Genomic DNA, 26985 nt, shown 5'->3' with positions numbered 1-26985 from the left:
TATATAATGCTGCGGTTTATAGTTCGACGCTTATTGCTTCTCATACCCATTATGTTTGCAGTTTCAGTGGTGGTTTTCTGTATCCTGCGCTTAGGACCGAATGACCCGGCCATGTCCTATCTGCGGTTGTCGCAGATTCCACCGACGGATGAGGCTCTTGCCACGGCCAGAGAATTTCTCGGTTTGAACAAGCCTCTGCTCACCCAGTATATTGACTGGATAGGCAAGGCTCTCAGGCTCGATTTCGGAGTATCTTACGTCACGCACCGACCTGTATTGCCGGAGATACTGTACTATTTTCCCGCGACACTGAAACTGGCCGGCATCGCTCTGCTGTTGACGCTGCTGATAAGTATTCCACTCGGAATGTGGGCAGCGCTCAACAAGGATCGGTGGCCGGACCATATCACCCGCGGCCTGGCATTTTTCGGAGTATCGATGCCTAATTTCTGGTTGGGATTCCTGCTGGTGACTGTGTTTTCTCTCTGGCTGCACTGGCTACCGCCGATGGGACGGGGAGGCCTATCCCATATGATCATGCCGGCCATCAGTCTGGCGCTGATGTCAACCTGCATCAATATTCGTTTAATCAGGGCCAGCATGCTGGAGAACCTCAACGCCCGCAGTGTCCTCTATGCCCGTGCGCGAGGGCTTCGTGAGCGGACGGTAGTAGGGGTTCATGTCTTTAAGAATTCGCTTATCCCGGTGATCACTGCCGTCGGCATGCACGTGGGCGAACTCCTTGGGGGAGCAGTAGTGGTCGAGTCCATTTTTTCCTGGCCGGGGGTGGGCCGTTTTGCAGTCTCATCCATCTACAATCGGGACTATCCGGTTATGCAATGCTTCCTCCTCTTTATGGTTATCATTTTCGTGGTTTGCAATTTGCTGGTTGACATCTGCTATGCTGCACTTGATCCGCGAATTCGCCTGGCCGGGGAGGAAAATATATGAAAGTTATCAATCGACTGTTGCGACGGAATTCCTCTCGCCTGGCGCTGCTGCTGGCCGGTGTAATACTCCTGGCAGCACTCTTTGCACCACAGATAGCACCCTACGATCCCAACAATGTCATGTTGGAGTTGAAACTGCAGCCACCCAGTGGCGCCCATTGGCTGGGAACCGATCACCTTGGCAGGGACATCCTTTCCCGGCTCATCTACGGCGCGCAGGTATCAGTAGGTACGGTATCGGCAATCATTGTCTGCATCCTTGCTCTGGGTTTTCTTGTCGGCTGTTTTTCCGGTTATGCGGGAGGCAAAATAGATGCCTTTCTGATGCGACTCTGTGATGTCTTCCTCACTTTCCCTACCTTCATCCTTGCAATGTTTCTCATTGGTATTTTAGGCACCGGTCTGACCAATGTGGTAATTGCCATTGTTCTCACCCATTGGGCGTGGTACGCCCGTCTGATCAGGGGGTTTGTCCTGTCACTCAAAAACCGGGAGTATATTCTGGCTGCACGGGTGTCGGGAGCTTCCAGGGCAAAGATCGTCCTGCAACATATTGTCCCACCTGTGTTTGCCCAGTTGGTGATTCTGGCCACCCTGGACATTGGCCATATGATACTGCACGTCTCCGGCCTCTCTTTTCTCGGGTTGGGAGTGGCCCCGCCCACACCTGAATGGGGAGTGATGATCAATGACGCCCGTCAATTCCTGTGGACCAATCCGGGCCTGATCGTGTTTCCCGGGGTGATGATCTTCATTACGGTCATGTCCTTTAACCTCTTGGGAGACGCACTCCGCGATGCCCTTGACCCTGCAGTGGAGGAAAAGTCACTATGAGTTGCACCACAACCATTCTCTCAATTGACGGACTGCAAGTCTCGCTTTGCCGCCAAAACTGCCCTGACCGTCATCTGGTCAGCGACATCAGCTTCGATGTGGTCAGGGGAAAAGTGACCGGTTTGATCGGCGAATCGGGCAGCGGGAAATCTCTGACCTGCCTGGCGGTGATGGATCTTCTGCCCCAGACTCTTCGACGCAGCAACGGTCAAGTCAGCATGGCCGGTACACCACTTCAGGAAACCAGCTCTTCTTTGCGCTGTTTCCGGGGAAAACAGGCGGCAATGGTCATGCAAAATCCGATGACCTGCTTCGATCCGATCTTTACCATCGGCCACCATATCACTGAAACTTTGCACGCCCATGGTATGGAGATTTGCCGAAATACCGATCTGATACGTGCAACCTTGGCCGATCTTGGTTTCGATCAACCGGATGAAATCCTCACCGCCTATCCTTTTCAATTGTCAGGTGGCATGCTGCAAAGGATCATGGTCAGCCTTGCCCTGCTCCTGGAAGCGGAACTGCTGATCGCCGACGAACCCACCACCGATCTGGATGTGATCGTCCAGGCCCGCATCCTTGACCTGATCGATCGCCTCAGAAAAGAGAAAAACATCGGTGTATTGCTGGTTACCCACGACCTCAGTGTCATCGCCCGGCTTGCGGACGAGGTGCTGGTTATGCAGGAGGGCAAGCTTGTCGAGTCAGGTCCGGTTGCCGAGATTTTCGCCCATCCGGATAAGGATTATACGCGGTCGCTGCTGTCAGCGCATTTCAGCCTGTACGGTAAAAATATTGGTTGGGAGGCGACGCTGTGAACCTTCTAGAAGTCGAAAAGGTAACAAGAAGATACTATCGGGGTGGCTGGTTCAGCAGGCGAGAAGAGGTTAAAGCTCTCACCGGTATTTCCCTCGCTGTCAAAGAGGGGGGCAGTGTCGGCGTCATTGGACGAAGTGGTGCGGGAAAGAGTACTCTGGGGCGATTGATTCTTGGGCTCGAACGCCCAAACGAGGGTATTATTCGCTATCGCGGCAAAGATCTTCGCCAATTCTCCAGGCAGGAATGGAGAGAGTTTCGAGGTGAAGTACAAGTTGTTTTCCAAAACGCCCTCGGCTCTGTCAATCCACGCTGGCAGGTGCTAGACATTATTGCTGAACCCATTCGTAACAGTAAGCGCTGGCCCAAAAAAGATGTTGTGCCAAGGGTGTTGTCACTCATGGACATGGTTGGGCTTGATCCGCTTGACATGGATAAATATCCCCATCAGTTCAGCGGCGGTCAACTCCAGCGAATCTGCATCGCCAGGGCGCTGTCAGTTCAGCCACGCCTCATCGTTTTAGATGAGGCGGTCTCCAGTCTGGATATGCTCATTCAGGCCCAGATATTAAAACTGCTCCGCGACCTGCAACAGGAAACAGGGGTTTCCTATCTCTTTATCTCCCATGATATCAGGATAGTTGCCGGTTTTTGCGACGAAGTTGCAATTATGGACAGGGGGCGTATCTCTTCAAAGGTCAATGACTTATCTCTGGCCGAAAAATCCAGTGACCCAGTTCTCAGGCAACTGGCCAATTCGATTCTGCCCGCATGGCCGAGACTGGCAAACTAAACATTCAGGTATTGACGATCAGCCATCCCTAGTGACACAGCTAACAGGCTATGTCACTACCCCAAAGCACAACAGTTTTCCGTTACTCTTCCAAAGCGTTTATATTCTCCCCTCCCAGAATGAAGGTCATTTGGGAGCACTTAAACTATTTCACATGGCAATATTCTTCACCAGAATGTGTCAGGCACTATGCTCAATACTAACTGGCTATCAATTCGAGATTTTGAATCAAAACTACTGAATTGGTTTTTAACAACCAATGCGAAATTCCCATATGTAATCTAATTTTTTAGAAGAAGTAGTTCACTCCCAATGAATCGTTCCTTTTGATAAATGTCCCATTTATACAATCCTTTCTTTTTAAAGATCTGTATCTTTTCAGTCAGCGATAATCTTTTGTAAAGATCATCTCATACTAGGTTCACACCAGAATATCTGCACTCTGGTGAATTGTTCATGCTAAACGAATGCGTAAATGAAAAAGACAGACAACAATAAGGCTCTCTTATTAGCTGTTCCCACGATACTTCTTTTGTGCCTTTCCGGTTTATTACCTTTGGTCACGATAGTAAATGTTTCAATGCAGGATGTTTTCAGCCATGAAAATCGGGTATGGGTCGGTTTTGAATGGTACCGTGAAATACTCTGGTCGAGTGATTTTACAGAGAGTCTTTGTCGCAGCCTGTTCTTTTCATTTATTGTTCTAATTCTGGAAATTCCACTTGGGATCATTGTTGCTCTTTCAATGCCAAAAAGCAAAAAATGGCTCGCACCATGCCTGATAATACTAGCTCTTCCTCTAGTTATTCCCTGGAACCTCATACCGGTGATCTGGAAAATCTATCTTCAAAGCAATATAGGAAGTCTCTTACAGAATATACTCGCCGGAGAGCTCTTGGACTGGAAATTTAACCCACTACATACTTGGTTGATTATTCTGCTAATGGACATCTGGCACTGGACGAGCCTGGTCACGCTTCTCTGCTACTCCAGCCTGAGTGTTATACCTGAGGCGTACTACCATGCTGCCTGCATTGATGGTGCCTCCAGATGGCAGGTGTTTCGTTTTATTGAGCTTCCCAAGATGCGTAATGTTCTGTTCATGGCCTTACTACTCAGATTTGTCGACAGTTTTATGCTCTACACAGAAGCGTTCAGATTCAATGCCGGCGGGCCAGGTGATTCAACGATGTTTCTGGCAGTTGATCTTGGCGAGGATATCTTTGCATTTAATTATGGCCCGTCTGCAGCCCGGTCTATCATCTGTTTTCTCATTATTCTGACAGTTGCCTGGATCTTTTTTCAGACACGAAAACCAACCGAACGGTATACATGAACATCAAACTGAACATCATCTGATATGCGAACAGAGCAAAACAGGCAGCAACGAGTGAAGTCATCACTGAGACGTATTCCCTTTATCATGTATCTGATGTTTCTAGTTTTACCTCTCATTCCAGCTGTTGTATTGAGTTTTCAAGCAACCCTGGATCATCCGGAAGCCATGCAGGGGCAGTGGACTATTATTAATTTCAAGCATGTGCTTCAGAGTGCACAACTCATGGGCTCTATCGGTAGTTCTGTGAGCTATGTGACACTCAATATCATCTTTTCGATTGCCGTAGCGCTACCAGCCGCATATGGTTTCTCACGATACAGATTTTTTGGAGATACATATCTATTTTTTGCCTTCATTGCCTGCCGAATTACACCACCAGTTGTTCTGGTTCTTCCAGTTTTTGAGCTTTTTTCCTCCCTCAGGCTTATTAACACACCTGCAGGTATTGCATTGGCCCATTGTCTCTTCAATATTCCTGTATCAATCTGGATTTTGGAGAGCTTTATTTCCGCTGTACCTCAAGAACTTGATGAAACGGCTTTTCTCGAAGGGCACTCACTTTTGAGCTTTTTCATACAAAAACTCATACCTGTCATAGCACCCGGAATTGGAGTCGCCTGCTTTTTCTGCTTCATGTTTTCCTGGGTTGAGGTGGTTTTTGCCAGAATACTCACGGTCACAAACGGTAAACCGATCAGCATGGCAGTGTATAACCTCTTTGGATTTGGGACAGATATCGGATTAGTCATGGCGATGACCCTGATATCTATCTTGCCAGGAGCTATACTCATCTATTTTGTTCGCAATCACATAGCCAAAGGGTTCACAATCGGCTGAACATAAACCATCTAAACACTTGCGCAGCTGAGTTTTACGAGGTACCGCTGCCAGCATGGAGGCACATTCAATGACCAGTGTCAGAGCAGTTCAACGAATATCTTTTATTGATGTAGCACGATTTTACGGCATCCTTCTTGTCTATTATGGCCACTTTATTGAGAGCATCATGAAAAAGGAAGTCGCCATTGCAGCGTCACAATACAAGTGTATCTATAGCTTTCATATGGTGCTGTTCTTCATTCTGGCAGGCTATGTGGCAAAGGATATCACCCTGGAGACAAAGGCCTGGAGGTTTATACGTGATCGGTTATATGGGCGTATAGTTCCATATCTGTTTTTTGGCGGACTCCTTATCATCCCTACGTTTTTTATTACCGGTAACCATGCCTCTTTGGATCTCTCGTCATGGGGAGCATATAAATGGGCGTTACTTGCGACAGTAAAGCTTGGTTTGCCCGCTTTTAATATTCCAACATGGTTTTTGCTCTGTATCTTTGCTGTTGAAGTCATCCACCTGTTAATTGGGCGTCTGTTTTCCACCACCCTGCGAATAGGTGCTGGTATTGTCATTTTTTATATTGCTGGATGGTGGTTCTGTACTACTTTTGATCTATATAACCCCGTTAAAGGCAGATTGTTTTCCTATTTCTATTTTCAGGAAGGCCTTGTTGCCTACAGTTTTTTCCTCCTGGGGCGATTGCTGAAGCGAAAGGATCTGTTTAATTCAGCCGGAACATTCAGCAAACTGCAGTTACTCTGGGCGATTCCCCTTGGTCTGATTGTCTTGTTCACCTATGACCTCAATAAGGGACAATTCAGCTTTTCTCCATATGATGCCGTTGTTATCCTCTTCTCTTCCCACGGACACATCCTCTGGTTTGCTCTTACTGCTACAGCAGGAAGTCTATTTATCTTGGTTCTTGCCCGCTGCACCAAATCCTCTCCCCTTATCAACTATCTTGGGGGCAACACTCTCATCCTTTTAGGGCTCAATGGTGTCTTTTATCATTTTGTAAATGATCGCCTCGCAACGATAATTGCTCCGAAGTTCTCAGGTGTGGTTGAGCTTACTCTTATTGGAATACTCGTTACCGCGATAAGTGTTTTCCTGGCTTCTCTGGCAATACCTGTGTGCAACCGGTATATCCCCTGGCTGGTTGGCCATAAACCGGGAAACCGACCGACGCCATTTGTCACTGAGAAGCGGGAATATACTGAAACGCTAGAGAAGGAGTATGTTGCTGAAAACAGATAAGTAAGGCAGCCGTAATTTTGACTGGAGTCAAAGCAGATCAAGCCCGTTTTTTATAAAGGAAGTAGGCGTAGTTTTATAATAGCGTTTGAATTCTCTGTTGAAATGGGCCTGATCATAAAATCCGAGTTTAAAACTGAGCTCACTCAAATCGAGGCCTGGGTGAAGTTGCAGCATTCTCTTCACCTGGGTCAATCTCAAGATATTGGAAAAGTTTTTCGGTGAAATACCGACATGTTGTGCAAAAAGTCTTGAAAGCTGTCGCCTGCTCACTCCATGGGTTTCAGCCAGATCCTGAACTGATACGACAGGGTTTTCATAGAGCTGATCAATAACACGACTAACCAGTCGACTTCTTTGTCTTTCACTTTGAACTAGTCCCCTGAAAAATGCTTCGAGGACTATTGCCCGCTCCATCATGGTGCTCGCCTCGGCGATCTGCTCAATCAATTGTTGAGATCTGGAAGGCCAGATATCGCCAAGATTGATGATCTTATCCGTCAGCTCAACGCCGGGTATTGCGAACAGGGTAAAGATATCACCAATTGTAAATGCCCCCCCGAAGACAAACTCTTTTTTGGTGAGAACACCATTCCAGGTACCTCTGTTGAGGCCAAACAGGTACACACCGGTATGACCAATCTGAAAATTGACGCTGATGCAGAGGTGACCATGGGGATAGATAGGGAACTCAATATCATGGGTCCCGTACCTGTTGTACATCTGGAAGAATTCCTTGAACAGATACGCATCAGAGGGACTCATTCTGAGCCAAAGGTGCTGGACACCCTGTGACCACCAATAGCGCAAAGGCTGATGGTGCGGGGTTGAAGGCTGAGTTGTGTTTGATTCCCCAATAATTAAACGTTGTATCCGCCCATACATAATTTTAAGCCTCTATCTAACAACCCTCAAATCGAAGTTGGAAACACTCGTGTTGTCTGATGATCAAAAGAAAACAACTTTATCATGTATTCTCTGTTTACTGCACCAGGAACACAGTTAACAAAGCATGTATCATTTTATAATTGCAATACTATTCTTCACTAAGGAGATAATTGAACGAGGTCGATTCAAGTTATATTGCCTTGGCATGTCAGGAACTATGCAGAAAGAACAAGGTTATGCGTCTCTTGAGGGCTCTGGTGGAGGCTGAGGCTACTATCGCCGGTCTTGGAGTCGGCCTCGTGCACGTATGATCGCACTTGATACATTTAATAATAAGCATCTGCCGCACCGCATGGATTTGAGCTAGACGACAGTATTTGTGAGTTAATTGCTCCAAAAAATCTCGACCTTCACCTTTCTTCGCTTTTACTTCAATAGTGGTTGAAGAGATTATGATATTTTCTGCCCTCTTCTCCGGTAATATGAAGATAAAGCACGCCTCAATCAAAAGATTTACCCTACCAACAATAAATGTTCCTTAATCCAGGCAAGCTTAGATGTTTCCAGGCAGAGGAGGATCTGAGACGTACCGAAAATTACACTAACGTAATATGTTAATATAAAACAGAAAAACAGGTTTTGTTACGTATACCCAAAGACAAGGTCAAAATGAGGAGAGTGGCAACAGTCTTTACACAGTATAATCAATATGCAAGAGGACTAACGAGTGAACCAGTAAATAGTTAGGATGAGAAAGTACAATTACAAGAAAAGACCAGAGTAATATATCAATATTTTCGACAACATAAGCAGATAAGTAAGATTTTCACCCTCCTTACAAGGGAAATGCATAAAATGACATTTCCCATGTATTATTAGGAGGATAAACCGATCTAAAACTTCAAAAGCGGTTTCATTTTCTTCAAAGTCTTCTCTCCAATCCCTTTTACATTGAGCAGGTCGTTTGCCGACTTAAATTTCCCATTCGCTTTACGGTATTTTATGATTGCATCCGCAGTGGCCGGTCCGACACCAGGAAGCTGAGTGAGGGTCTGTTTATCAGCAGAATTTATATCTACCTTTGAAGCTGCTTTAGTTGTTTGCTTAGCCGATTTGGCGGTTTTAGATACGGTCGATTTTGTATCACTGGACGCTGCAAAGCTGGTATCAGGAGCTCCTGCAAAACAAAGAGATAATGAAAAAACAAGTGCAAGACAGAGGTTCAGCATTTTCATAGTACACTCCTTTCTGAGTATAAAATATTTAAATATACAACTGCCACATACCATATGTGACTTCCCGTAATTATTGATCTTTACAATAGTACATTAGACTATTCAATATATTTTTCAAGCATTATCCTAACAATCTTTGCCGCTAACTTAGCCTGACACTTATGACAAAATAAACAAAAATAGGGGAAGGAAAGCATACGCCTTCCTCCCCCTATTCAAACCAATATCCGGATTTCTTGTGTGTACGACAGGAATCCTGATGTAAGGCCCTAATGTTACATGATAGGCTTCATTGCACTCATGTAGCCACGAAGCTCTGCTCCCACTTCCTCAATGAGGGTGTAGCGAATAGATTCGTTCACCTGAATGATATCAAGATTATCAACGCCGTTGTCTTTTACATCAATTCCTTTACCAATCACATCGGTATCTACAGTCTTCATAAAGCCCTCAAGAAGAGGTACTGCTGCATGGGCAAAAAGGTAGTTGCCATACTCAGCGGTATCAGAGATAACCACATTCATCTCGTAGAGCTTCTTTCTTGCTACGGTGTTGGCAATAAGAGGTGTTTCATGGAGAGATTCATAGTATGCAGACTCTTCTTTGATACCACAATCTACCATGACATCAAACGCCAGTTCAACACCCGCCTTAACCATGGCAACCATCAAAATACCTTTATCGTAGTATTCCTGCTCGCTGATCTCTGCATCGGTGGATGGGGTGTTTTCAAACGCAGTCTCCCCGGTTTCCTTACGCCATTTAAGAAGGTTGGCATCATCATTTGCCCAATCTTCCATCATGGTTTTAGAAAAGTGACCGGACGCGATATCATCCATATGCTTTTCAAACAGTGGAGCTAGGATGTTTTTCAGTTCCTCTGCAAGAACATAGGCTTTAATTTTAGCAGGATTTGACAGACGATCCATCATAGCGGTGATTCCACCAAGCTTGAGGGATTCGGTGATAACTTCCCAGCCATACTGAACAAGTTTAGAGGCATATCCCGCATCGATTCCCTTTTCTACCATCTTATCAAAACAGAGGATGGAACCGGTCTGCAGCATTCCACAAAGGATGGTCTGCTCGCCCATGAGATCGGACTTAACTTCTGCGATGAAAGAAGACTCAAGAACACCAGCCTTATCACCACCAGTGGCACAACAATACGCCTTAGCGATATCCCAACCCTCGCCTTTTGGATCGTTCTCATCATGAACAGCGATAAGAGTAGGAACGCCAAAACCGCGTTTGTACTCTTCACGCACTTCAGTTCCAGGAGATTTTGGTGCAACCATGACCACGGTAAGATCTTCACGAACCTGCATTCCCTCTTCAACGATGTTAAAACCGTGGGAATAGGAAAGACACGCATCTTTTTTCATAAGCGGCATAACAGAAGAAACAACGTTGGTATGCTGCTTATCCGGTGTAAGATTGATAACAAGGTCAGCGGTTGGAATCATTTCTTCATAGGCACCAACTTTGAAGTCGTTCTCAGCTGCATTTTTATATGACTGACGCTTCTCATCAATTGCAGATTGTCTAAGAGCGTAGGAAACGTCCAGGCCGCTATCGCGAAGGTTCAAACCCTGGTTCAAGCCCTGGGCTCCACAACCAACTATAACGATCTTCTTGCCTTTGAGGTAATCTACACCGTCAAACTCAGAAGAATCCATGAAACGACATCTGGAAAGCTGCTCGATCTGCTTGCGCAATGGCAAGGTGTTAAAATAGTTACTACCCATTATTATCTCCCTGATTCTGTATTATTTTTGGTAATCGTCATTGATTAGTGTGAAGTCCTCAATTGATATATTGACAAACGGCTGTTGCGTCAAGTGATTTATTCGTGATATTGTATTGCATATTTTGCAACACTTGCCATAAAGTTGGGCAAAAAAAAACCAGTCGAACATCTGGCACGTTAGATACATAAGATATACCAGAAAAAAAAGCCACCAACAGACTAACCATTTTTCTATGAATATCAGAGATCTCGAACTATTCAGACACCTGGCTTCCACCCTTCACTTTGGCAAAAGTGCGGTTGAGTGCAACATCACGCCCTCTGGTCTTACAAGAACCATCCAACGTATGGAAAGTGATATTGGGGAACCACTTTTTTTCCGAAACAACCGATCAGTTGCGCTCACTCCCGCTGGAACACTGTTTAAAGAGTATTGTGATGAAACCATCAGCCGATACCAGTTATTTCAAAACAACCTCAAAAGTGACGCGGTACTGCGCGGCGAACTGACCCTCTATTGCTCAATCACTGCTATCCTTTCCATTCTTCCGACTATTTTCAGGAAATACCGGGCAACCCACCCCAAGGTACATCTTCATATTAAAACCGGTGATGCCGCAAATGCCCTTAATATGCTGCGCACCATGGAAGTTGATATCGCCATCGCTGCCCTCCCGGATCAACACTTTCCTGAAATTGATTTTCTGGAACTGGCAGAAACACCTCTACTCTTTATCTATCCTAAAAACTTTCCAGATACAGTGTGCTATACTAAGGGTGATATCGACTGGTCGAAAACCCCACTTCTTTTTCCAGCAAAAGGCTTAAGTCGAACACGAGTAGAAAGATGGTTTGCAGAAAAAGGAATACGCCCCTACATTTATTCCCAGATTGCTGGAAATGAGGCAATCATCGCCATGGTTGCCATGGGAGCAGGAGTTGGTATAGTCCCGCAACTGGTCCTTGATAAAAGCATCCTCAAAACTGAAGTAACGATACTTGAGACAAGTCCAATGTTGAAACCCTTTGTGGTCGGTGCCTGTGCTCTGAGTAAAAGTCGTAGAAATAATCTGGTCGACTCTTTCTGGAACATCGTTGAAAACGAAATTTTTAATCAAAAATAGATGATCATATAAATGGTTAAGCCAACTATTCTAATCACCAACGACGACGGTATTCACTCCCCGGGCATTAAAGCATTACACAGGGCCCTCCAACCGCTGGGGACCACTATTGTCATAGCACCCGAGAGGGATAACTCTGCCATCTCCCACGCGCTTACCATGCACCGCCCACTCAAAGTTCAGGAGATAGGACCTCAGCTCTACTCCGTTGACGGCACGCCAACTGATTGTGTTGCTATCGGCCTTAAAAAGATCCTGCCAACCAAACCGAATCTTCTTGTGTCGGGCATTAATGCAGGGGCCAACCTTGGTGATGATATATCCTATTCAGGAACTGTATCCGCTGCCATTGAGGCAACCATGTACGGCATCCCTTCCATTGCAATCTCTGTGGGTGGTGCTGCTCCTCTAGAGTTTGATGCAGCCACGAAGGTTGCACTTTGTATGGCGAAAAAAGTTCTGGAGAACAGGCTCCCTGAAAAGACCTTACTCAACATCAATGTCCCCAGTGGCGAAGACTATAGAGAGATTAAGATAACAAAACAGGGCAGACGACTCTGGCAAAACGCCATTCAGGAAACCCTTGACCCATGGGGTAATACACGCTATTGGATAGGTGGCGGCACCCCGCTTGCTGATCCCCAACAGGACACAGACGTCCACGTTTTCGCAGCAGGCAAGGTATCAATAACACCAATTCAACTCGATCTTACAAACCACGCAGGAATCGAATTTTTACAGGATGTCTGGGGACTGGAAAACACAGACTGATTCTCTTCATTACAATCTATTTATGAGCTCAAAAACACGTCAGAAAAAAGGCATTCTTGCTGTTAATGTCGGCCTTGGAGCAAACACCCTCCTTGCTATTATCAAAACCAGTGTCGGTATTTTGGGTAATAGCCCGGCACTCCTTGCAGACGGGATAAACTCCACCTCCGATGTTGCCTATGGAATCGTGGTCAATATCTTTATGCGCCTCTCAGGAAAACCCGCAGATAAGGAGCACCCGTACGGCCATGACAGGTTGGAGTCAATAGCCGCAGTGGTTGTTGGAGCCTTTGTAATCACCACCGCTATTTCAATTTTCTGGGCCTCAATCAACAACGTCTATGAACTCATCAGCGACACCAGTGATTTTACAGGCGCCTCACAGCTTGCCTTATGGATTGCTCTGTTCACAGTGCTTCTTAAAATCTGGCTTGCAATGTGGACTAAAAAGATTGGGGAAGAGACCAATAACAACGTACTCATGGCTCTTGCAGCCGATCACCGCAACGATATATTCTCCGCCCTTGCGGCTACCATTGGAATTATCTTCGGTAGAATAGGGTTCCTCTGGGTTGACCCCCTTGCAGGAGGAATAGTCTCCATAATTATCCTCTTAACCGGTGTTGAAATCATCAGGGACTCGGCAGCGGACCTCATGAACACCCTACCTGGGAAAGAACTTACAGAAAATATTAATGTATCGATTGCTAAGATCCCGGAAGTAAAAGATATTGAAGAAGTTTCAGGCCACCGTTTTGGTATGTACATGGTTCTCAATATCACGGTGGGTGTCTCGCCTCATCTTACAGTTGCAGAAGGCGATCTCATCGCCACCCGGGTTGAACACACGCTGATGGAAGATATCGATTATATGCGCCGGGTATTTGTCCATTATCACCCGGCTAAAGACAGCTCGCCTAAACCAGAAGATAGGACCAAACCATAATGTTTCGTAAGAAGAGCACACCAACGGAAAACATCCTCATTCTAGGACTTGGTGGCGTAGGGTACTATCTTGCCAAGCGTCTTGTCCATGAGGAGTACGCAGTTACTATCATTGAAGCGGATGCAAAACTAATCCAGCAGGCCGATGGACAGATCGATGCACGGCTTATCCATGGTAATGGTATGAGCGTCAAATGCTGGCAAGAAGCCGGTGCCGATAAGATGGACTACCTGATCGCTGTTACCAACAATGATGCGGTCAATATGATGGCTGCCATGATAGCTGATAAATTCGGTATCGAGACGAAGATTGCCAGGGTCCGCTCACGGGAATTTGGTAACAGCGACTCGCTCCTGACCCACAAGGACCTGAAGGTCGATTTACTTATCCACCCGGAAGAACTTGTTGCCCAGGAGACAGTGAGGCTCATTCAGATCAATGCCAGCAATGAAATCATTGATATCGCCCAAGGCGACATTCAACTTCTGGCCACTGGCATCGACAAGTCGTCCCCCATGGCCAACCGTACCCTCCAGGAAATTGCAGCACTCTATAACGACTTTCCATTCAGGGTAATCGCAATAGCAAGAGGTATAACAACCATTATCCCCCGGGGTGGAGAAGTTATTCTCCCCGATGATCACATCTTCATCATGGCCTCCCATGAGCACCTACCACGGTTAATGGAAGTTACGGGAATGAAGAACAAACGTCAACAGCGGGTCATGCTTCTTGGGGGTGGGCTTGTGGGTTCACGGGTGGCGGAGCTTCTCGAAAAATCAGTCGCGGTACGGCTTGTTGAAAAAGATGAAAAACATGCCAAAGAGCTTTCCCTCAGCCTTGCCCATACTGATGTGCTTCATGGTGACGGGTCTGATGCCGACGTACTGACCCAGGCAGGACTCCTTGACATGGACACCTTCGTGACAACCACAGGTGAAAATGAAACCAATATCATGACGAGTCTTTTGGCCAAACATCTCTGCCAGAAAAATGCCACCAATGAAAAGCAGAAAATATGTAAAACAATCGCCCTTGTCAGTAAAGAAGACTACCTGATACTTGCAGCAACCATCGGTTCTGATATCGCTCTGAACAAGAAGGTGATGGCGGCAAATGAGATACTCAAATTCATTCGTAGAAGTGAGTTTCTCTCCGTTGCTCACCTCCACGGCTTTGACACCGAGGTGGTAGAACTTGTGGCCACCGACAAATCTCCTATCACCAAAAAACCTTTGTCAAAACTGGATAAATTTTACCAGGACAAACTTATCATAGGTGCTATTTACAGAGATTCAAAATGGCTCATTGCTGTGGGTGATACCCATATTCAGGCCGATGAGCCTGTTATTGTCGTCTGTCCTTCAAAGGCGCTCAAAGATGTCAGGAAACTGTTTATCTCATAACCATATAAAATAAATGAACATAATGAAAACTTACAACATTCTGCGGTCACAATTCATTATTATTTTTTTCATTGGCGTACTCTGTCTGGGTGGTTGCGCAAAATTCACTTCAAACTATGAAGAACCCACCGTCGGTCTGAAAACATTTCGACTACTCCCAAGTGACGGAATAGTTCCTACATTTGAAATTGGCCTGCATATCATTAATCCCAACCGCGATCCACTCAACATCGATGGACTGTACTATACAGTGAACATTGAAGGGCACAAGGTCCTTGCCGGGGTGGCAAGCGATCTTCCTGAGATAAAAGGATATGGAGAGGGAGATATCACCATACAGGCGACTGTGGACCTGTTAAGTGGGGCAAAACTTATTCGCTCCTTACTCATGCAGCCAACAAGTAGCCTGGAGTACACCTTTAATGCAAAACTCGATATGGGTCCATTTACCCCCACCATGAACATAGTAGAGAAGGGACAGATTTCAACAGATAACCTGTAGGATTGTGTGGTTATCTCTTCTAAAAATACTATTTATTCTGTATCAAGTCGTTGAGTAATTCTTTAAAATCACTAAAAGAATACGGCTTTTTCAGGCGCATACAAAAACCGTGATCTAAGTAGGAAGACATCACAGGGTCTTCAGCATCACCACTACAAACTACCATCCGCGCCCCCTGATCAATTGCCAGAATGTTCTGAGCTGTCTCTAAGCCGCCCATACCCCGTGGGATATTTAAATCAAGCAACACAATATCAAACGGCTTCCCCGCATCAACGCTCTGCCTATACAGATCAAAGGCCTTGGAACCATCAGTTGTCATTTGCGGTTTATAACCGAGCATCTCGCACATCTCTCCGACAACTTCCTGGATCACCAGATTATCTTCCAAGACCAGAATCTGCCCTCCTGCCTCTTGTACATCACTATCCAGTACTGCTGTATATTCTGGGGAAGAAGGTAGATCTAACTCCTGCATCACCTCACTCATCCGCCTTAAACTCTTTACTACGTTATTGTTTTCAAGTTCTTCCTGGGAGCACTCAAACAGAGCCTGGGCGATATCAGCACATTCAGTCAAACCGCATTGTAGAAACAATCCTTTTATCTGATGGCTATCATCTCTAAACTTCCTCAACTCACCTAAGGCTTGCGAAGAATTCATACGAATAAGTATCTCTTCTATCTGCTTACAAGCCTTTACTGCTGTGTTTTCAGCCTGCTCACGACTAAGACCGATATTTAAACTTAAAAACTCTACAATCTCAGAAGTTGAATGATTATCAGATGAACCCACGGGGTCTACCTGGCCCCAAGACTCTTTTACCTCTTTGGAAAGTTCCTGTTGCAAGCCATCCACCATACCCAGAGCGCCATAGAGCTGGTCTATCTGAAACGGTTTGGTAACATAGCCATCCATACCTGCAGCCAGACAAAGATCCTGATCTCCTGCCATGGCGTGGGCTGTCATTGCAATAACCGGTAGATGTCTTCCCGACAAACGTTCCTGAAGAAGGGGGAGAATACCGCTTAAAGCAGGATCATCAATGCTCTCTCCATCTTCTACCTGACGGATAATTCGAGTCACTGACAAACCATCCATTACCGGCATTTGCACGTCCATCAGCACCACATCATAACTGTTATGACAAAGGGCAAGTAGGGCCTGCTGGCCATTTATGGCCGTTTCAATTTCATGTTCTTTCTCAAGAACCATACGGGCAAGATCCCTGTTAACTTCATTGTCATCGGCAATAAGAATATGCAGTTTACGTAGAGCAAAGTTTTGATGAGTAACCGACCTGTTGGGCATTACCACTTCACCCTCTTCACAGGGTTCCAGAAATATTGAAAAAGAGAACACAGACCCTACTCCGAGCTCACTGCTCGCCGCCAGCTCACCATCCATCATGGAGGTGAGTTGTCGGCTAATGGCAAGGCCCAGTCCCGTTCCGCCATACTCTCTCACATAACTGTTATCGGCCTGCTCAAAGCTGTTGAAAATAGTTTCGAGCTTATGTTGTTCAATGCCAATACCAGTATCTTCAACACGTGCTACTAGTTGTATCTTGCCATCTTTGTTCGTCTCATGATCACTCTTTAGATGAACCTTAACAGAACCGAACTGGGTAAACTTAATTGCATTACCAATGAGGTTAAACAATATCTGTCGAAGCCTCAGATCATCACCAATAAAGGCTTTTTGCAGGTCGGGGTCCTGAATATATTTCAGAGCAAGACCCTTTTCATGGGCCAGCATCTGCATTGTTGAAAATACAGAGGTGATAACCTGATCCAATAGAAATGGCTGATGGTTAAGTTGAAGCTGCCCCGCCTCTATTTTTGAAAAATCCAGAATATCATTTAAAATTCCCAACAAATTATCAGCAGAGTGTTTCACCGTCATCAGGAACTTTTGCTGTTTCTGACTTGGGTTGGCCTGCAGGGCCAGGTGGGTCATGCCGATAATTGCATTCATTGGAGTCCGTATCTCATGACTCATATTGGCCAGAAACTCACTTTTGGCCCTATTAGCGGCCTCCGCCTTATCTTTTGCTTTTCTAAAATCCTCTGTTCTCTTATCAACCTGATCTTCCAGATAGTCATCACGCTCCTGAATCTCAGCTATCATATTGTTGAAACCATGGGCAAGTTGGCCCAACTCGTCATCATGGTACACTTTTGTGCGCAAGGTATACTGCTTCTCTTCTGATATGGTCTCCATGGTTTTATAGAGACTGAGAATCGGATCTAATACATACCCCAAAATCCGGTTAGAAAAGACCAGAGCAACAAGCAGGGCCATTCCAATAGAAATGGCTAGAAATAGGGTAATTATCAACTGATTTTTTCTGAACTCATCAAGACTAACCAAGAGCCTCAGGTTACCCAATTTCTCACCGTCGAATAGCAGTGGCTGCAAGACTGTGGCACGTTCTCCGTCAATGTAGACTCCTGGCGCAGTGTTAGTATGGCCGACTTCGATGCTATTAAAGGATGTGTTGTGATAGGTAGAGAGCACAACATCATCAGCATCGGAAATATAAGCCTGAATCACATCCGGCTTTTCTGCAAGTGATCCCAAAATAGAATCCAGTGTCCCGGAATCCTGAAACATCACAGCCGCCCTACTATTTTCACCAAGCACCTGGGCAAGAATTTTCAAATCACTGCTGAGCTGTTTGTTAAAAAGATAGCTTTGACTTATAAAGGATACAACTGTTGCAAAGATAAGGGCAATAGTGCAGGAAAGAAGAATGATAACATGGAGTTTTCTTCTAATTGAAAGTGCCGTGAACCAACTCCTCAATGGTCCCATCAGTACACCTCCTCTGCCAGATCCAACAGAGATGCATTGATATGAATTCGTCTCCTTTTTGCTTCTGAGTTGTTGATCTTAAATGACAGGCGATCTTTAATTTTTATAAACTCTATAACCCCACCATGACCTGCAAAACCATCCGACTCGCCAATACTGACAACGGGAGACGAATTACTCTCTGCCAGATATGCTTGCACACTCTTTTCGGGGACATTAGTCATATAGAGAAGATGACATGATGTTGAACGTACTTCTTCAAGTGCTGCAAAGCTCTGCAGAGCCAGCGGGTGTCCCTTAATCTTTTTGGATTCAATTCCCGCAAAAACCTGATTGTCCCTGGCAAGCCCCACAGTACAGATCACAAGAGGTGCATTACGCTCTTCAAAAACCTCAGTCGGCCAATTGATAAAGCGTGCAAAGTTGACCACAAACGCAGCCTTCACCTTTGACTCAACCGGAACATCAGCCACAGCAATTGAACCGAAAGGTAAGGTAACACTGCAGAGCAATAACAGTAATATGGTAATATTTTTATTAATAAAAAAACCCATATCTTTTTAGAATTCCCAGGTCACTTTTCCATAAAAACCACGCTCTATAGCTGTGGGTGGTGTGGTATATTCGGAAGCATATTGCAGTTGGCGGTCCTCCAGCATGTTCTGACCAGCCAACATCAGCTCAATACTATCTGTGATTTTCCAGGTGATATTGGCGTCCAGGGTGAAGTAGTCATCCACAGCAAGTTCTCCACCAAGAATATCCTCACTATTTATCACCACAATATCATCGACGTATCTAAGCCATAGATTAACCTTCCAGTTCTTGGCAATATCCACAGTGGAGCGTAGAGATGCCTGATGCTGTGGACTGGAGTTCTCAACGTAGCCAGTAAATATAGTTGAAGACGCTGTTTCACTGACTCCATCGTCGAGCTCAAATGACATATCAATATAGGAGTATACTGCCTGGAACGTAAGCCAATCGGCTGCTTTCCAATCAACAACAGCCTCCAGTCCATAGGACTCTCCAGTCACTCCATTGATAAATGTAAGATCAAATCCAGTGGCCGGCGGTACATTGGCTACGGTATAAGTCTGTTCATAGTCGTTATAAAAGATGGCCAGATCAAGAGAGACATCAACACTCGTTTGCCAACGATATCCAGCCTCATAGGCAATGAGTTCTTCTGATTCAAAATCTTCATTTCCCACTATGTTCACTTGCATTACATCAAACTCAGTGGGCACTACAGCAACAACAATCTCTCCTCCACTCTCAACCATGGAAGGTGTTCGTACAGCTCTTGCAACTGAGGTCCAGACAGAATGGTTTACTGCTGGTTTCCAGAGAACCCGGGCACTGGGCTGCCACTCTGCTCCCGTATAATCGTTATGTTCCCATTTTGTCCCTAAGGTAAACCAGATACTATCTGGAACAAGGGTAATTTCATCCTGAACAAACGCACTGTATAACTCATCGGTCCTATCTGACAATACAACCTGACCGGAATCACTAAAGTCGCCGTCTGTCCATCTAAAACCAGTTCCCATCGTAAGACTGTTACGTGCTCCAAGTCCAATTTGATACTGCAAATCGAGATCATAAATATTAAAAGTCTGCTGATAGTAATCATCAGATCGATCTGTATAGTCGTAGTACGCTTGAACTGTGAGTATTTTATCGTCAGTAAAAGCGTGCTCATAACGACCCAGAACATTCGCACCTTCATCCTCAATTGAACCGTTTACAGAAGTTAAATAGGGAGGTTCCAGCGTCCAGTACGGAGACACAATCTGGTCTTCATCATTTTTATATAACGCCCCCTGTACCGTCCAGTTTCCTTTTGTAGCCTGCTCACCATCAACACGGAAACTGCCCCGCATACTCTGCCAGTCATCTCCAGCATCTTCCCCACCAGAATAGAGGCTGTTTTCTTCCCTGTCATTATAGGATAGAGATAGGCGACCATAGGTGGATTCCCCAAGCTTTGCGCCATAACGGCCTCCGGCAAGCACCTTTTCCTGATCTCCTAGCCCGGCGACCAATAAACCACCTTGGGTCTCTTCCGCCTTTTTAGTAATAATATTGATGACACCGTTGACCGCATTAGCTCCCCAGAGGGTTCCACCCGGCCCTCGAACAACCTCTATCCTTTCAATATCTTCAAGGAGTACATTCTGTTGATCCCAAAAAGTACCGCTATAGGCTGGAGAATAAACGGAACGTCCATCGATGAGAATAAGTAGCTTATTTGAGGTATAGCCTGAAAAACCCCGGGACGAGACCGACCATTTAGAAGAGCTGATTTTTGCCACTTGCAGGCCAGGGGCCATTGCCAGAGCATCCGCCACATTGGTCACTCCAGAACTCTTTATATCTTCTGCGGTAATGACGAAAACGGCGGCAGCCGCATCTGAGAGGTTCTGTGGTTTCTTCGACACCGAAGTGATTGTAATATTCATGAGTTGAGATATATCCATATCGATATACTCATTTTCACCACTATCCCCACTTGCAAAACAACTCACAGGCAAACCACTCATCAAACAGGCTGTACCCATACATAGAGTGCGTAAAAGCGTTTTTTTCATCTCAGGTCCATATCAAAAATATCAAAACTAACGAGGCTATAAATAAACGACTTAATCAACTATTTAAAATTGTATCACATTAATAATCCCTACTCAAATTTCTCATCTATTTTTAGAGGTCTTACAAAGGTACAGGACCGACGATGCGAAAACAGGACATAAAAAAGCCCGTACCAAACAACGGTACGGGCTTAAACTAGATTCCATGAAAAATAAGATCTTTACAACAGATCACTGGCGAGTTCTGCAAGTTCTGATCGTTCTCCTTTTTGAAGATCAACGTGGGCATAGAGTTTTTGTCCCTGCATCTTATAGATAAGACTACTCAAGCCATTCGAATTACTATCTAAATATGGATGATCTATCTGCTGAATATCACCAGTCAATACAATCTTAGTTCCCTCTCCCGCCCTTGTGATGATTGTTTTTACTTCAAGGGGAGTAAGGTTCTGCGCCTCATCCACAATCATATACTTTTTCACAAGGCTCCGACCCCGTATATAGGCCAAAGGTTCAATCATCAGCTTTTCATCTTCCAGCATAAGCTGAAGACGTTTATACATATCGCTGTTTTGCGGAAACTGATTCTTAATCACCCCAAGATTATCGTATAGGGGCTGCATATAGGGGCCAATCTTTGAATTTATATCGCCTGGAAGATAACCAATATCCTTATTAGACAATGGAACGATAGGTCGCGTCAGCAGTATCTGGTGATAGTACTTTCGTACCTCAAGGGCTGCGGCCAGTGCCAGGAGTGTCTTCCCGGTCCCCGCCTTTCCGGTGACAGTGACCAGGGGAATAGAGTTATCAAGCAGGGAGTGCACAGCAAAGGATTGTTCTGCATTTCTCGGAACAATGCCGTACACCGTGGATTTGTGAATACGTTCAATGGTATCCGTGTTCTTTTTATACACCGCAAGTGCAGATTTTTTACCATTTTTGAGGATGATATACTGATTGTCAAGAAGAGCATCCTCTTCAAACATCCCATCCTTTTTTTCTGCACCATCCCCACTATAGAGAGCATCTAGAAACTGATCCGGAACATCCTGAATTTCAAGGCATCCGGCATAGGTTTTTTCCAAATCCCCCCGCACATGATCAGTTGTATAATCCTCAGAAAGTAAACCAACAGATCTGGCTTTCATCCTCAGGTTAACGTCTTTACTTACTAAAACGATACTTTTTCCGACCTGCTCTTTGGCAATATGGTAGGCAATATTAAGTATTCTATGATCGGGTTTATCCTGTCCGGGAAAGGAATCCTTTAGGTCGTCGTGCATCGGACGTTCCAGGCGAATGGCGATTTTCCCATTGTCGGGACCTATTCGCATCCCGCCGTTAAACAGTTTATCGGAGCTAAGTACATCTAACGACCGCACAAATTGTCGTGCATGAAAATTGATAATTTGCTGGCCTTTTTTAAAACTATCCAGCTCTTCGAGAACGGTGATTGGAATAATGATGTCGTGCTCCTGAAAATTGTAGAGACACGAACTGTCGTGAAGAATTACATTGGTATCAAGGATAAAGACTTTACTGTTTAGGGTCATAAATCTCCAACCAATCAGAGGTTTAAGAGGCATTCATCGAACCCTAAATCCACTCCCCGCTTGCTACAGCAAGAGAGCTGATCACAAACTCCTAAGGTACAAAAATACCTCCAGTTAATAATATGTTAAGTCATTTTCACCAGGAAAACAAATAACTTATATTGATGATTAAGAATCTATTATCACTTGGTGATATTAATGATTGAGTTCTGTTATTTTTTCCAGAATGCAGGAAAGAAAATAACCAGTGCAGAAAACATCTCGAGCCTACCCACCAGCATGTTCCAGGAGAGAAACCATTTTGAAGTATCACTGAAAAAACTAAAATTCTCACTCGGGCCAATATCCCCAAAACCTGGACCGATATTCATAAGGGTTGCGATGATAGAGCTCATGGAGGTGATATAGTCAATATCTTCGAGCAGTACCATGACACAGGCCCCGATAAGAACTAAAAAGATATTAACTATAAAATAGCAGACAGAAAGATCGATAATGGAGGCATCGACGGGGCGGCCATTAATACGCAGGGCCGTGACAGACATAGGTTGAAGAAAAATCCTTTTCACTGAGGAGTACATATACTTCATAATAACAACGTAATGCACCACCTTGATCCCACTGGTGGTTGAACCGGCACAGGCACCAACAAAACAGACAACAAAAATAAACATCTGTGCCGCCTGGGGCCAGAGTTCATAATCCGCAGTGGTAAAACCAGTGGTGGTAAGTATTGAAACCACCTGAAATGTACCGTAACGAAGGCAATCCCAAAAACCTGCGTACACCTCGTTTTGATAGAGGATGAGCGAAACTATACCGCAAAAAAAGATAAGAAAGCCCAGGTACCAGCGAAACTCGGTATTCATCCTGACCTGTTCCCAATCCCCCTTGGCTACCTGATAAAAAAGAACAAAGGTCACTCCTCCAAGGATCATAAATATTGTGGTTATCCAGTCTACATAGGCGCTGTTAAATGCTCCAACAGAAGCGTTCATAGTGGAGTAGCCTGAGGTTGAAACCGTACCAAAGGCATGGCACAATGAGTCAAAAACAGACATGCCATGGATGCTCAGCAAAAAAGCCTGAACAACATTGAGCATGATATAAATGGACCAGAGCCAGATTAAGGTGTCCTTATTACGGGCCTTAAATTTATCCTTTGTAATCACTTGACCTGGGCTTGATTCCGCACGGAAAACCCGCACAGACCCCATACCATGAGGAAGGAATATAAGGGTCAGGGTCAAAAAGCCCATCCCTCCAAGGAGATGGGTCTGACTCCGCCAGAAGAGTAAACCATGGGGCAGGGCTTCAATATCGTTTAAGATCGTCGCCCCGGTTGTGGTATAGCCCGACATCATTTCAAAAAAAGCATCGGTAAATGACGGAATACTCCCGTGGATCAGAAACGGCAGGGTCGAAACCACAGAAATAACCACCCAGCCAAAGGAGGCAAGGAAAATCCCGTCCTTAATCCCAAGCTGGTTTTCATTTCGGAAAAACCGTTTGAATGGTATCCCCGCCAGTACAATGATACAGGCTGAGACAATAAGTGCGACAAGATCATCTTCCCCATAGTATAGGGAACAGAGTGCCGGAAGCAGCATTGAGCTCCCGGTTACAATAAGCAGGGTCCCAAATACATTTGCAATAGAGGTGATATTCATTTTAGAGCCTTACTCTTGAACTTCTGTCACAACAAACAACTCAGATGTTCTATTTGCAACCATAAGGTTAATCTAGCCCCGATAAACGGGATAAGTACCTTGTGAATTACTCGAAACAATGAATTTACCTCAACTCAGTTTCTCGGAATCTATCCTACCTGTTTTTATGACAGGTTTTCCTGAGTAAGGTACTAACCGGCACGGCACTTATACCCGTCGAGCGAGTACCAAAAATAGTCCCGGCTTATTTGCCGTTTACCAGGGTTACAGTGATCGTGACAGCTTGCATTTATGAGACAGTTGCGATTTCCTGCTGCATCTGCTCAATAACCCGAATCGGATCATCTGCCTTTGTAATAGGACGGCCCACAACAACGTGACTTGCACCATTTTTAATGGCCATACCTGCAGTCACTATACGTTTTTGATCATCACTGCCATCCCGAACATTAGCTCCCGGTCGAATTCCCGGTGTGACGATGAGCAGTTTTTCACCAAGGTCTGTACGCATTTTTTCAGCTTCAAGCCCTGAGGATACCACACCATCACAACCAAGCTCTAGTGCCCTTTTAGCTCTAAAATAGACGAGGTCCTCTATGGACTGAGTCATTCCCATGGCACGGAGATCTTCTTCACCAAAACTGGTCAGCACGGTCACAGCCAAAAGTTTCATATCACCACGGGCACTCACAGCCGCACGTATAATTGGATCATTGCCATGGATGGTCGCAAGACTAACCCCACGGTTATTCACCTGTTCCACTGCAAGTTTAACGGTTTCAGGGATATCAAAAAATTTAAGATCCAGCATAACCTTATGACCACGATCAACAATCCAGTCCACTGTCTCAAACCAGCTGCTCATAAAGAGCTGTAGACCAACCTTGAAGTAGGAGGTATGGGATTCACATTTTTTAACAAGCTCTTTTGCCTGCTCTTTGTCATCAACATCAAGGGCTACGATGATTCTTTCATTTAACGGTATTATATCACTCATAGTTTTCGTCTCTTGTCTCTATTTATAGTTGTTCTTAGGTATCAGACTATTCGTTGCCTACTATTACCTGCTCTTGTATTCTTCTGCAAGTAAGCCTAACATTTCATCACAATAGTGCTGCCAGTTTGCTCCATCCATATCATCGATGAGCTCCATTAAGCGGACAACATTGTCTTCTGACAGTGACACCTTACTGCCCTCCCCCGCCAACCTCTCTACATGAACCACTCTATCCCAATACGTAGCGTCATAGGTGGGCTGTTCACAGCCACTCTTTATAAGCCTAAAGATATCACCCTCCAATGGAATTTCTTTCCTTGCCGCTTTCCTCACAGAAGATGATTTTACAGGCGCTGACCGCCGACTCTGCAGCTCATCCTCCATGGAAGGTGCAAGAGCCGCTGGTGCCTCAATATTGCTGGATTCTGCTTTACCACGGAGTTTTGATTTCTGCATGTAATTTAATGGCTCCGGAGCACCACTCTTTTGCTCCAATACCTCTGAAGAGTCCATTGCACTCACCCCACTCCCACTATCCTCCAGAACTTCTGTAGCTTCAGGCAAAATCTGGCTATTTGAGACAGTATCGTCCTTGTCCATAGCCGGCATTTGCGTTACATCTGGCTCGTATACATTAAGAAAAAGGGCAAGGGTTGCAGCAACAGCAAGGGTTGACCCGATATATTTATAAGATCTCGCTGTAATGATTGGGATAATATTATTTCTTTTCTGGGAGATTTGAGTTTCTTTTACTATCTTCCACTGTCCATAGCAGGAATCACACCGGGCCAGATGGTCCATACATAGCTTTTGCTGTCTATCCGGTAGCTTGGACTCAAGTAAGAGAGCAAACTCTTCATCTCCCAGGCACCCTTCGACTGGCATTTTTTCATCCGCCCCAAGGGCCAGTACGGCGGTTAAACGATCTTTTTTCCCAGTTGGCTTCATAGACTATTTACCAATTTTAAATCGTACCTTTGATATCTCATACAGTAATAGACGGACAAGAAGTTAGATTTTGTCATCATCAACGAAGAATCTGTCTAATCTCTTCTGCAAGCCCTACTCGTTCAAACTCATCCCGCAGACGTCCCATTAATCGTTTCATCTTACCATGGACTTGAAATCGATTAAGATCTAACATTCGTCCAGCTTCAGTGATATTCATACCATCCTGAAAATGGAGCTTTAATAACAGTCGTTCCTGGGCTGTAAGCGATATGGTCAAACGACTATATTTGGATTGAACCGCCCTGCCATCTATTTCGACACCTTCGCCACATATCGCTGAAAAAATATCCTCTATAAACTGTGCACTCTCCCTGGCTTCATACAAATTGTTGTCGCCAGTTCCACTGTTGTTCCCTGCAATATGGTTCTCGGTGAAGTCATCAAAGGTGGTCTCACTACTATTTGCTCCACAGCTTGGAATTCTGCCAAGTAAGGTATATGCAGCGTCTTCTACTGTTTTTTTCGGTGGTACCCCATCCCGCTGGTGGAGGGCTTCGACGGCCCACTCTACCCCAAGTCTTTCAAGACAGAGGGCAACAAATAGTTTCGGCCAAATCCCCCCGAGACTGTTCACCCAGGCAGGTGGTCGAACCCGCCCAAAGCGTTTTCTCGAAAAATCTTCAAAAAGTCTGACAACCAAAACACTGAGATAACTTTTAAAGGACGCCTCACCCTTATACGTTTTCAGCCGGTGCCAGTCATCCTTGCTCAAGCCATCAACTGCTGCAAGTACTGCCTCCTCAGCAAAAGACGTCGAACCGAATCTGCGCACACTTAAAGCTGTAATCAGGTCCCAATGTTGAAAAACCAGCTCTCTCCAATCTGTCAAAACAACTCCTAGCGATATTGTGATTTCAATCTTTTGTAACTTTTAAAAGGATAGCTTGAAA

General features: G+C 45.1%; 24 protein-coding genes. 13 read left to right on the top strand and 11 right to left on the bottom strand.

Going from position 1 to position 26985, the window contains the following annotated elements; translation table 11 throughout:
- Positions 1 to 6 precede the first annotated feature (6 nt).
- The 7 genes from nikB (at position 7) to ACX6CI_RS19675 (ending at position 6830) form a co-directional block, all read left to right on the top strand.
- Positions 7 to 951 carry a nickel ABC transporter permease subunit NikB gene (gene nikB, locus ACX6CI_RS19705; protein ID WP_458775369.1) on the top strand — a complete coding sequence of 315 codons (945 nt, stop codon included), beginning with the start codon at positions 7 to 9 and terminating at the stop codon, positions 949 to 951.
- A complete protein-coding gene (gene nikC / locus ACX6CI_RS19700) occupies positions 948 to 1784 on the top strand; it encodes a nickel ABC transporter permease subunit NikC (protein ID WP_458775368.1) in 837 nt (278 codons plus the stop codon). Before nikB ends, nikC begins: the two co-directional genes overlap by 4 nt.
- On the top strand, positions 1781 to 2605 hold the full coding sequence (locus ACX6CI_RS19695) for an ATP-binding cassette domain-containing protein (protein ID WP_458775367.1): 825 nt from the start codon (positions 1781 to 1783) through the stop codon (positions 2603 to 2605). Before nikC ends, ACX6CI_RS19695 begins: the two co-directional genes overlap by 4 nt.
- A complete protein-coding gene (locus tag ACX6CI_RS19690) occupies positions 2602 to 3396 on the top strand; it encodes an ABC transporter ATP-binding protein (protein WP_458775366.1) in 795 nt (264 codons plus the stop codon). Before ACX6CI_RS19695 ends, ACX6CI_RS19690 begins: the two co-directional genes overlap by 4 nt.
- A gap of 475 nt (positions 3397 to 3871) precedes the next feature.
- On the top strand, positions 3872 to 4732 hold the full coding sequence (locus tag ACX6CI_RS19685) for a carbohydrate ABC transporter permease (protein ID WP_458775365.1): 861 nt from the start codon (positions 3872 to 3874) through the stop codon (positions 4730 to 4732).
- A gap of 54 nt (positions 4733 to 4786) precedes the next feature.
- On the top strand, positions 4787 to 5572 hold the full coding sequence (locus ACX6CI_RS19680) for a carbohydrate ABC transporter permease (protein ID WP_458775364.1): 786 nt from the start codon (positions 4787 to 4789) through the stop codon (positions 5570 to 5572).
- A 70-nt stretch (positions 5573 to 5642) separates the two neighbouring features.
- Complete coding sequence (locus tag ACX6CI_RS19675) at positions 5643 to 6830, top strand: acyltransferase family protein (RefSeq protein WP_458775363.1); 1188 nt, start codon at positions 5643 to 5645, stop codon at positions 6828 to 6830.
- A gap of 27 nt (positions 6831 to 6857) precedes the next feature.
- Here the strand turns inward: ACX6CI_RS19675 and ACX6CI_RS19670 are convergent, their stop codons facing one another.
- Entirely contained in the window at positions 6858 to 7550 is a 693-nt protein-coding gene (locus tag ACX6CI_RS19670; RefSeq protein ID WP_458775362.1) for a helix-turn-helix domain-containing protein, read from the bottom strand.
- Positions 7551 to 7885: 335 nt separating this feature from the next.
- Between ACX6CI_RS19670 and ACX6CI_RS19665 the strand changes: the two genes are divergently transcribed.
- Entirely contained in the window at positions 7886 to 8026 is a 141-nt protein-coding gene (locus ACX6CI_RS19665) for a hypothetical protein (protein WP_458775361.1), read from the top strand.
- A gap of 582 nt (positions 8027 to 8608) precedes the next feature.
- On the opposite strand, the gene ACX6CI_RS19660 is transcribed toward ACX6CI_RS19665, so the two are convergent.
- Positions 8609 to 8950 carry a ComEA family DNA-binding protein gene (locus tag ACX6CI_RS19660; RefSeq protein ID WP_458775360.1) on the bottom strand — a complete coding sequence of 114 codons (342 nt, stop codon included), beginning with the start codon at positions 8948 to 8950 and terminating at the stop codon, positions 8609 to 8611.
- 275 nt (positions 8951 to 9225) lie between these two features.
- The gene (gene ilvC / locus ACX6CI_RS19655) at positions 9226 to 10698 is read right to left on the bottom strand and encodes a ketol-acid reductoisomerase (RefSeq protein ID WP_458775359.1); all 1473 of its coding nucleotides are present in this window, start codon (positions 10696 to 10698) and stop codon (positions 9226 to 9228) included.
- A 235-nt stretch (positions 10699 to 10933) separates the two neighbouring features.
- Here ilvC and ilvY point away from each other — a divergent pair, with 235 nt between their 5' ends.
- Genes ilvY through ACX6CI_RS19630 form a run of 5 tightly spaced genes read left to right on the top strand, consistent with a single transcriptional unit; the run spans position 10934 to position 15449 of the window.
- On the top strand, positions 10934 to 11824 hold the full coding sequence (ilvY, locus tag ACX6CI_RS19650) for an HTH-type transcriptional activator IlvY (RefSeq protein WP_458775358.1): 891 nt from the start codon (positions 10934 to 10936) through the stop codon (positions 11822 to 11824).
- 12 nt (positions 11825 to 11836) lie between these two features.
- Entirely contained in the window at positions 11837 to 12595 is a 759-nt protein-coding gene (surE, locus tag ACX6CI_RS19645; protein ID WP_458775357.1) for a 5'/3'-nucleotidase SurE, read from the top strand.
- Positions 12596 to 12617: 22 nt separating this feature from the next.
- A complete protein-coding gene (locus tag ACX6CI_RS19640) occupies positions 12618 to 13541 on the top strand; it encodes a cation diffusion facilitator family transporter (RefSeq protein WP_458775356.1) in 924 nt (307 codons plus the stop codon).
- Complete coding sequence (gene trkA, locus ACX6CI_RS19635; RefSeq protein WP_458775355.1) at positions 13541 to 14947, top strand: Trk system potassium transporter TrkA; 1407 nt, start codon at positions 13541 to 13543, stop codon at positions 14945 to 14947. Before ACX6CI_RS19640 ends, trkA begins: the two co-directional genes overlap by 1 nt.
- Before the next feature lie 22 nt (positions 14948 to 14969).
- On the top strand, positions 14970 to 15449 hold the full coding sequence (locus tag ACX6CI_RS19630; protein WP_458775354.1) for an LEA/WHy family protein: 480 nt from the start codon (positions 14970 to 14972) through the stop codon (positions 15447 to 15449).
- A gap of 28 nt (positions 15450 to 15477) precedes the next feature.
- Here the strand turns inward: ACX6CI_RS19630 and ACX6CI_RS19625 are convergent, their stop codons facing one another.
- The 8 genes from ACX6CI_RS19625 to ACX6CI_RS19590 form a co-directional block, all read right to left on the bottom strand.
- Complete coding sequence (locus ACX6CI_RS19625; RefSeq protein ID WP_458775353.1) at positions 15478 to 18267, bottom strand: response regulator; 2790 nt, start codon at positions 18265 to 18267, stop codon at positions 15478 to 15480.
- On the bottom strand, positions 18267 to 18821 hold the full coding sequence (locus tag ACX6CI_RS19620) for a YfiR family protein (protein ID WP_458775352.1): 555 nt from the start codon (positions 18819 to 18821) through the stop codon (positions 18267 to 18269). Before ACX6CI_RS19620 ends, ACX6CI_RS19625 begins: the two co-directional genes overlap by 1 nt.
- Before the next feature lie 6 nt (positions 18822 to 18827).
- Positions 18828 to 20861: a TonB-dependent receptor plug domain-containing protein gene (locus ACX6CI_RS19615; protein ID WP_458775351.1), complete on the bottom strand. Its 2034-nt coding sequence runs from the start codon at positions 20859 to 20861 to the stop codon at positions 18828 to 18830.
- A 221-nt stretch (positions 20862 to 21082) separates the two neighbouring features.
- Complete coding sequence (locus ACX6CI_RS19610; RefSeq protein WP_458775350.1) at positions 21083 to 22417, bottom strand: PhoH family protein; 1335 nt, start codon at positions 22415 to 22417, stop codon at positions 21083 to 21085.
- A gap of 212 nt (positions 22418 to 22629) precedes the next feature.
- Positions 22630 to 24087 carry a TrkH family potassium uptake protein gene (locus ACX6CI_RS19605; RefSeq protein WP_458775349.1) on the bottom strand — a complete coding sequence of 486 codons (1458 nt, stop codon included), beginning with the start codon at positions 24085 to 24087 and terminating at the stop codon, positions 22630 to 22632.
- 289 nt (positions 24088 to 24376) lie between these two features.
- The gene (gene pyrF, locus ACX6CI_RS19600) at positions 24377 to 25084 is read right to left on the bottom strand and encodes an orotidine-5'-phosphate decarboxylase (RefSeq protein WP_458775348.1); all 708 of its coding nucleotides are present in this window, start codon (positions 25082 to 25084) and stop codon (positions 24377 to 24379) included.
- A gap of 63 nt (positions 25085 to 25147) precedes the next feature.
- On the bottom strand, positions 25148 to 26032 hold the full coding sequence (locus ACX6CI_RS19595; RefSeq protein WP_458775347.1) for a hypothetical protein: 885 nt from the start codon (positions 26030 to 26032) through the stop codon (positions 25148 to 25150).
- A 79-nt stretch (positions 26033 to 26111) separates the two neighbouring features.
- Entirely contained in the window at positions 26112 to 26924 is an 813-nt protein-coding gene (locus ACX6CI_RS19590; RefSeq protein ID WP_458775346.1) for a hypothetical protein, read from the bottom strand.
- Positions 26925 to 26985: the final 61 nt, after the last annotated feature.

The sequence above is a fragment of the Desulforhopalus glucosivorans genome, assembly GCF_054397165.1.
The sequence above is the reverse complement of the archived record's forward strand: the minus strand, read 5'-3'. Positions and strand labels throughout refer to the sequence as shown.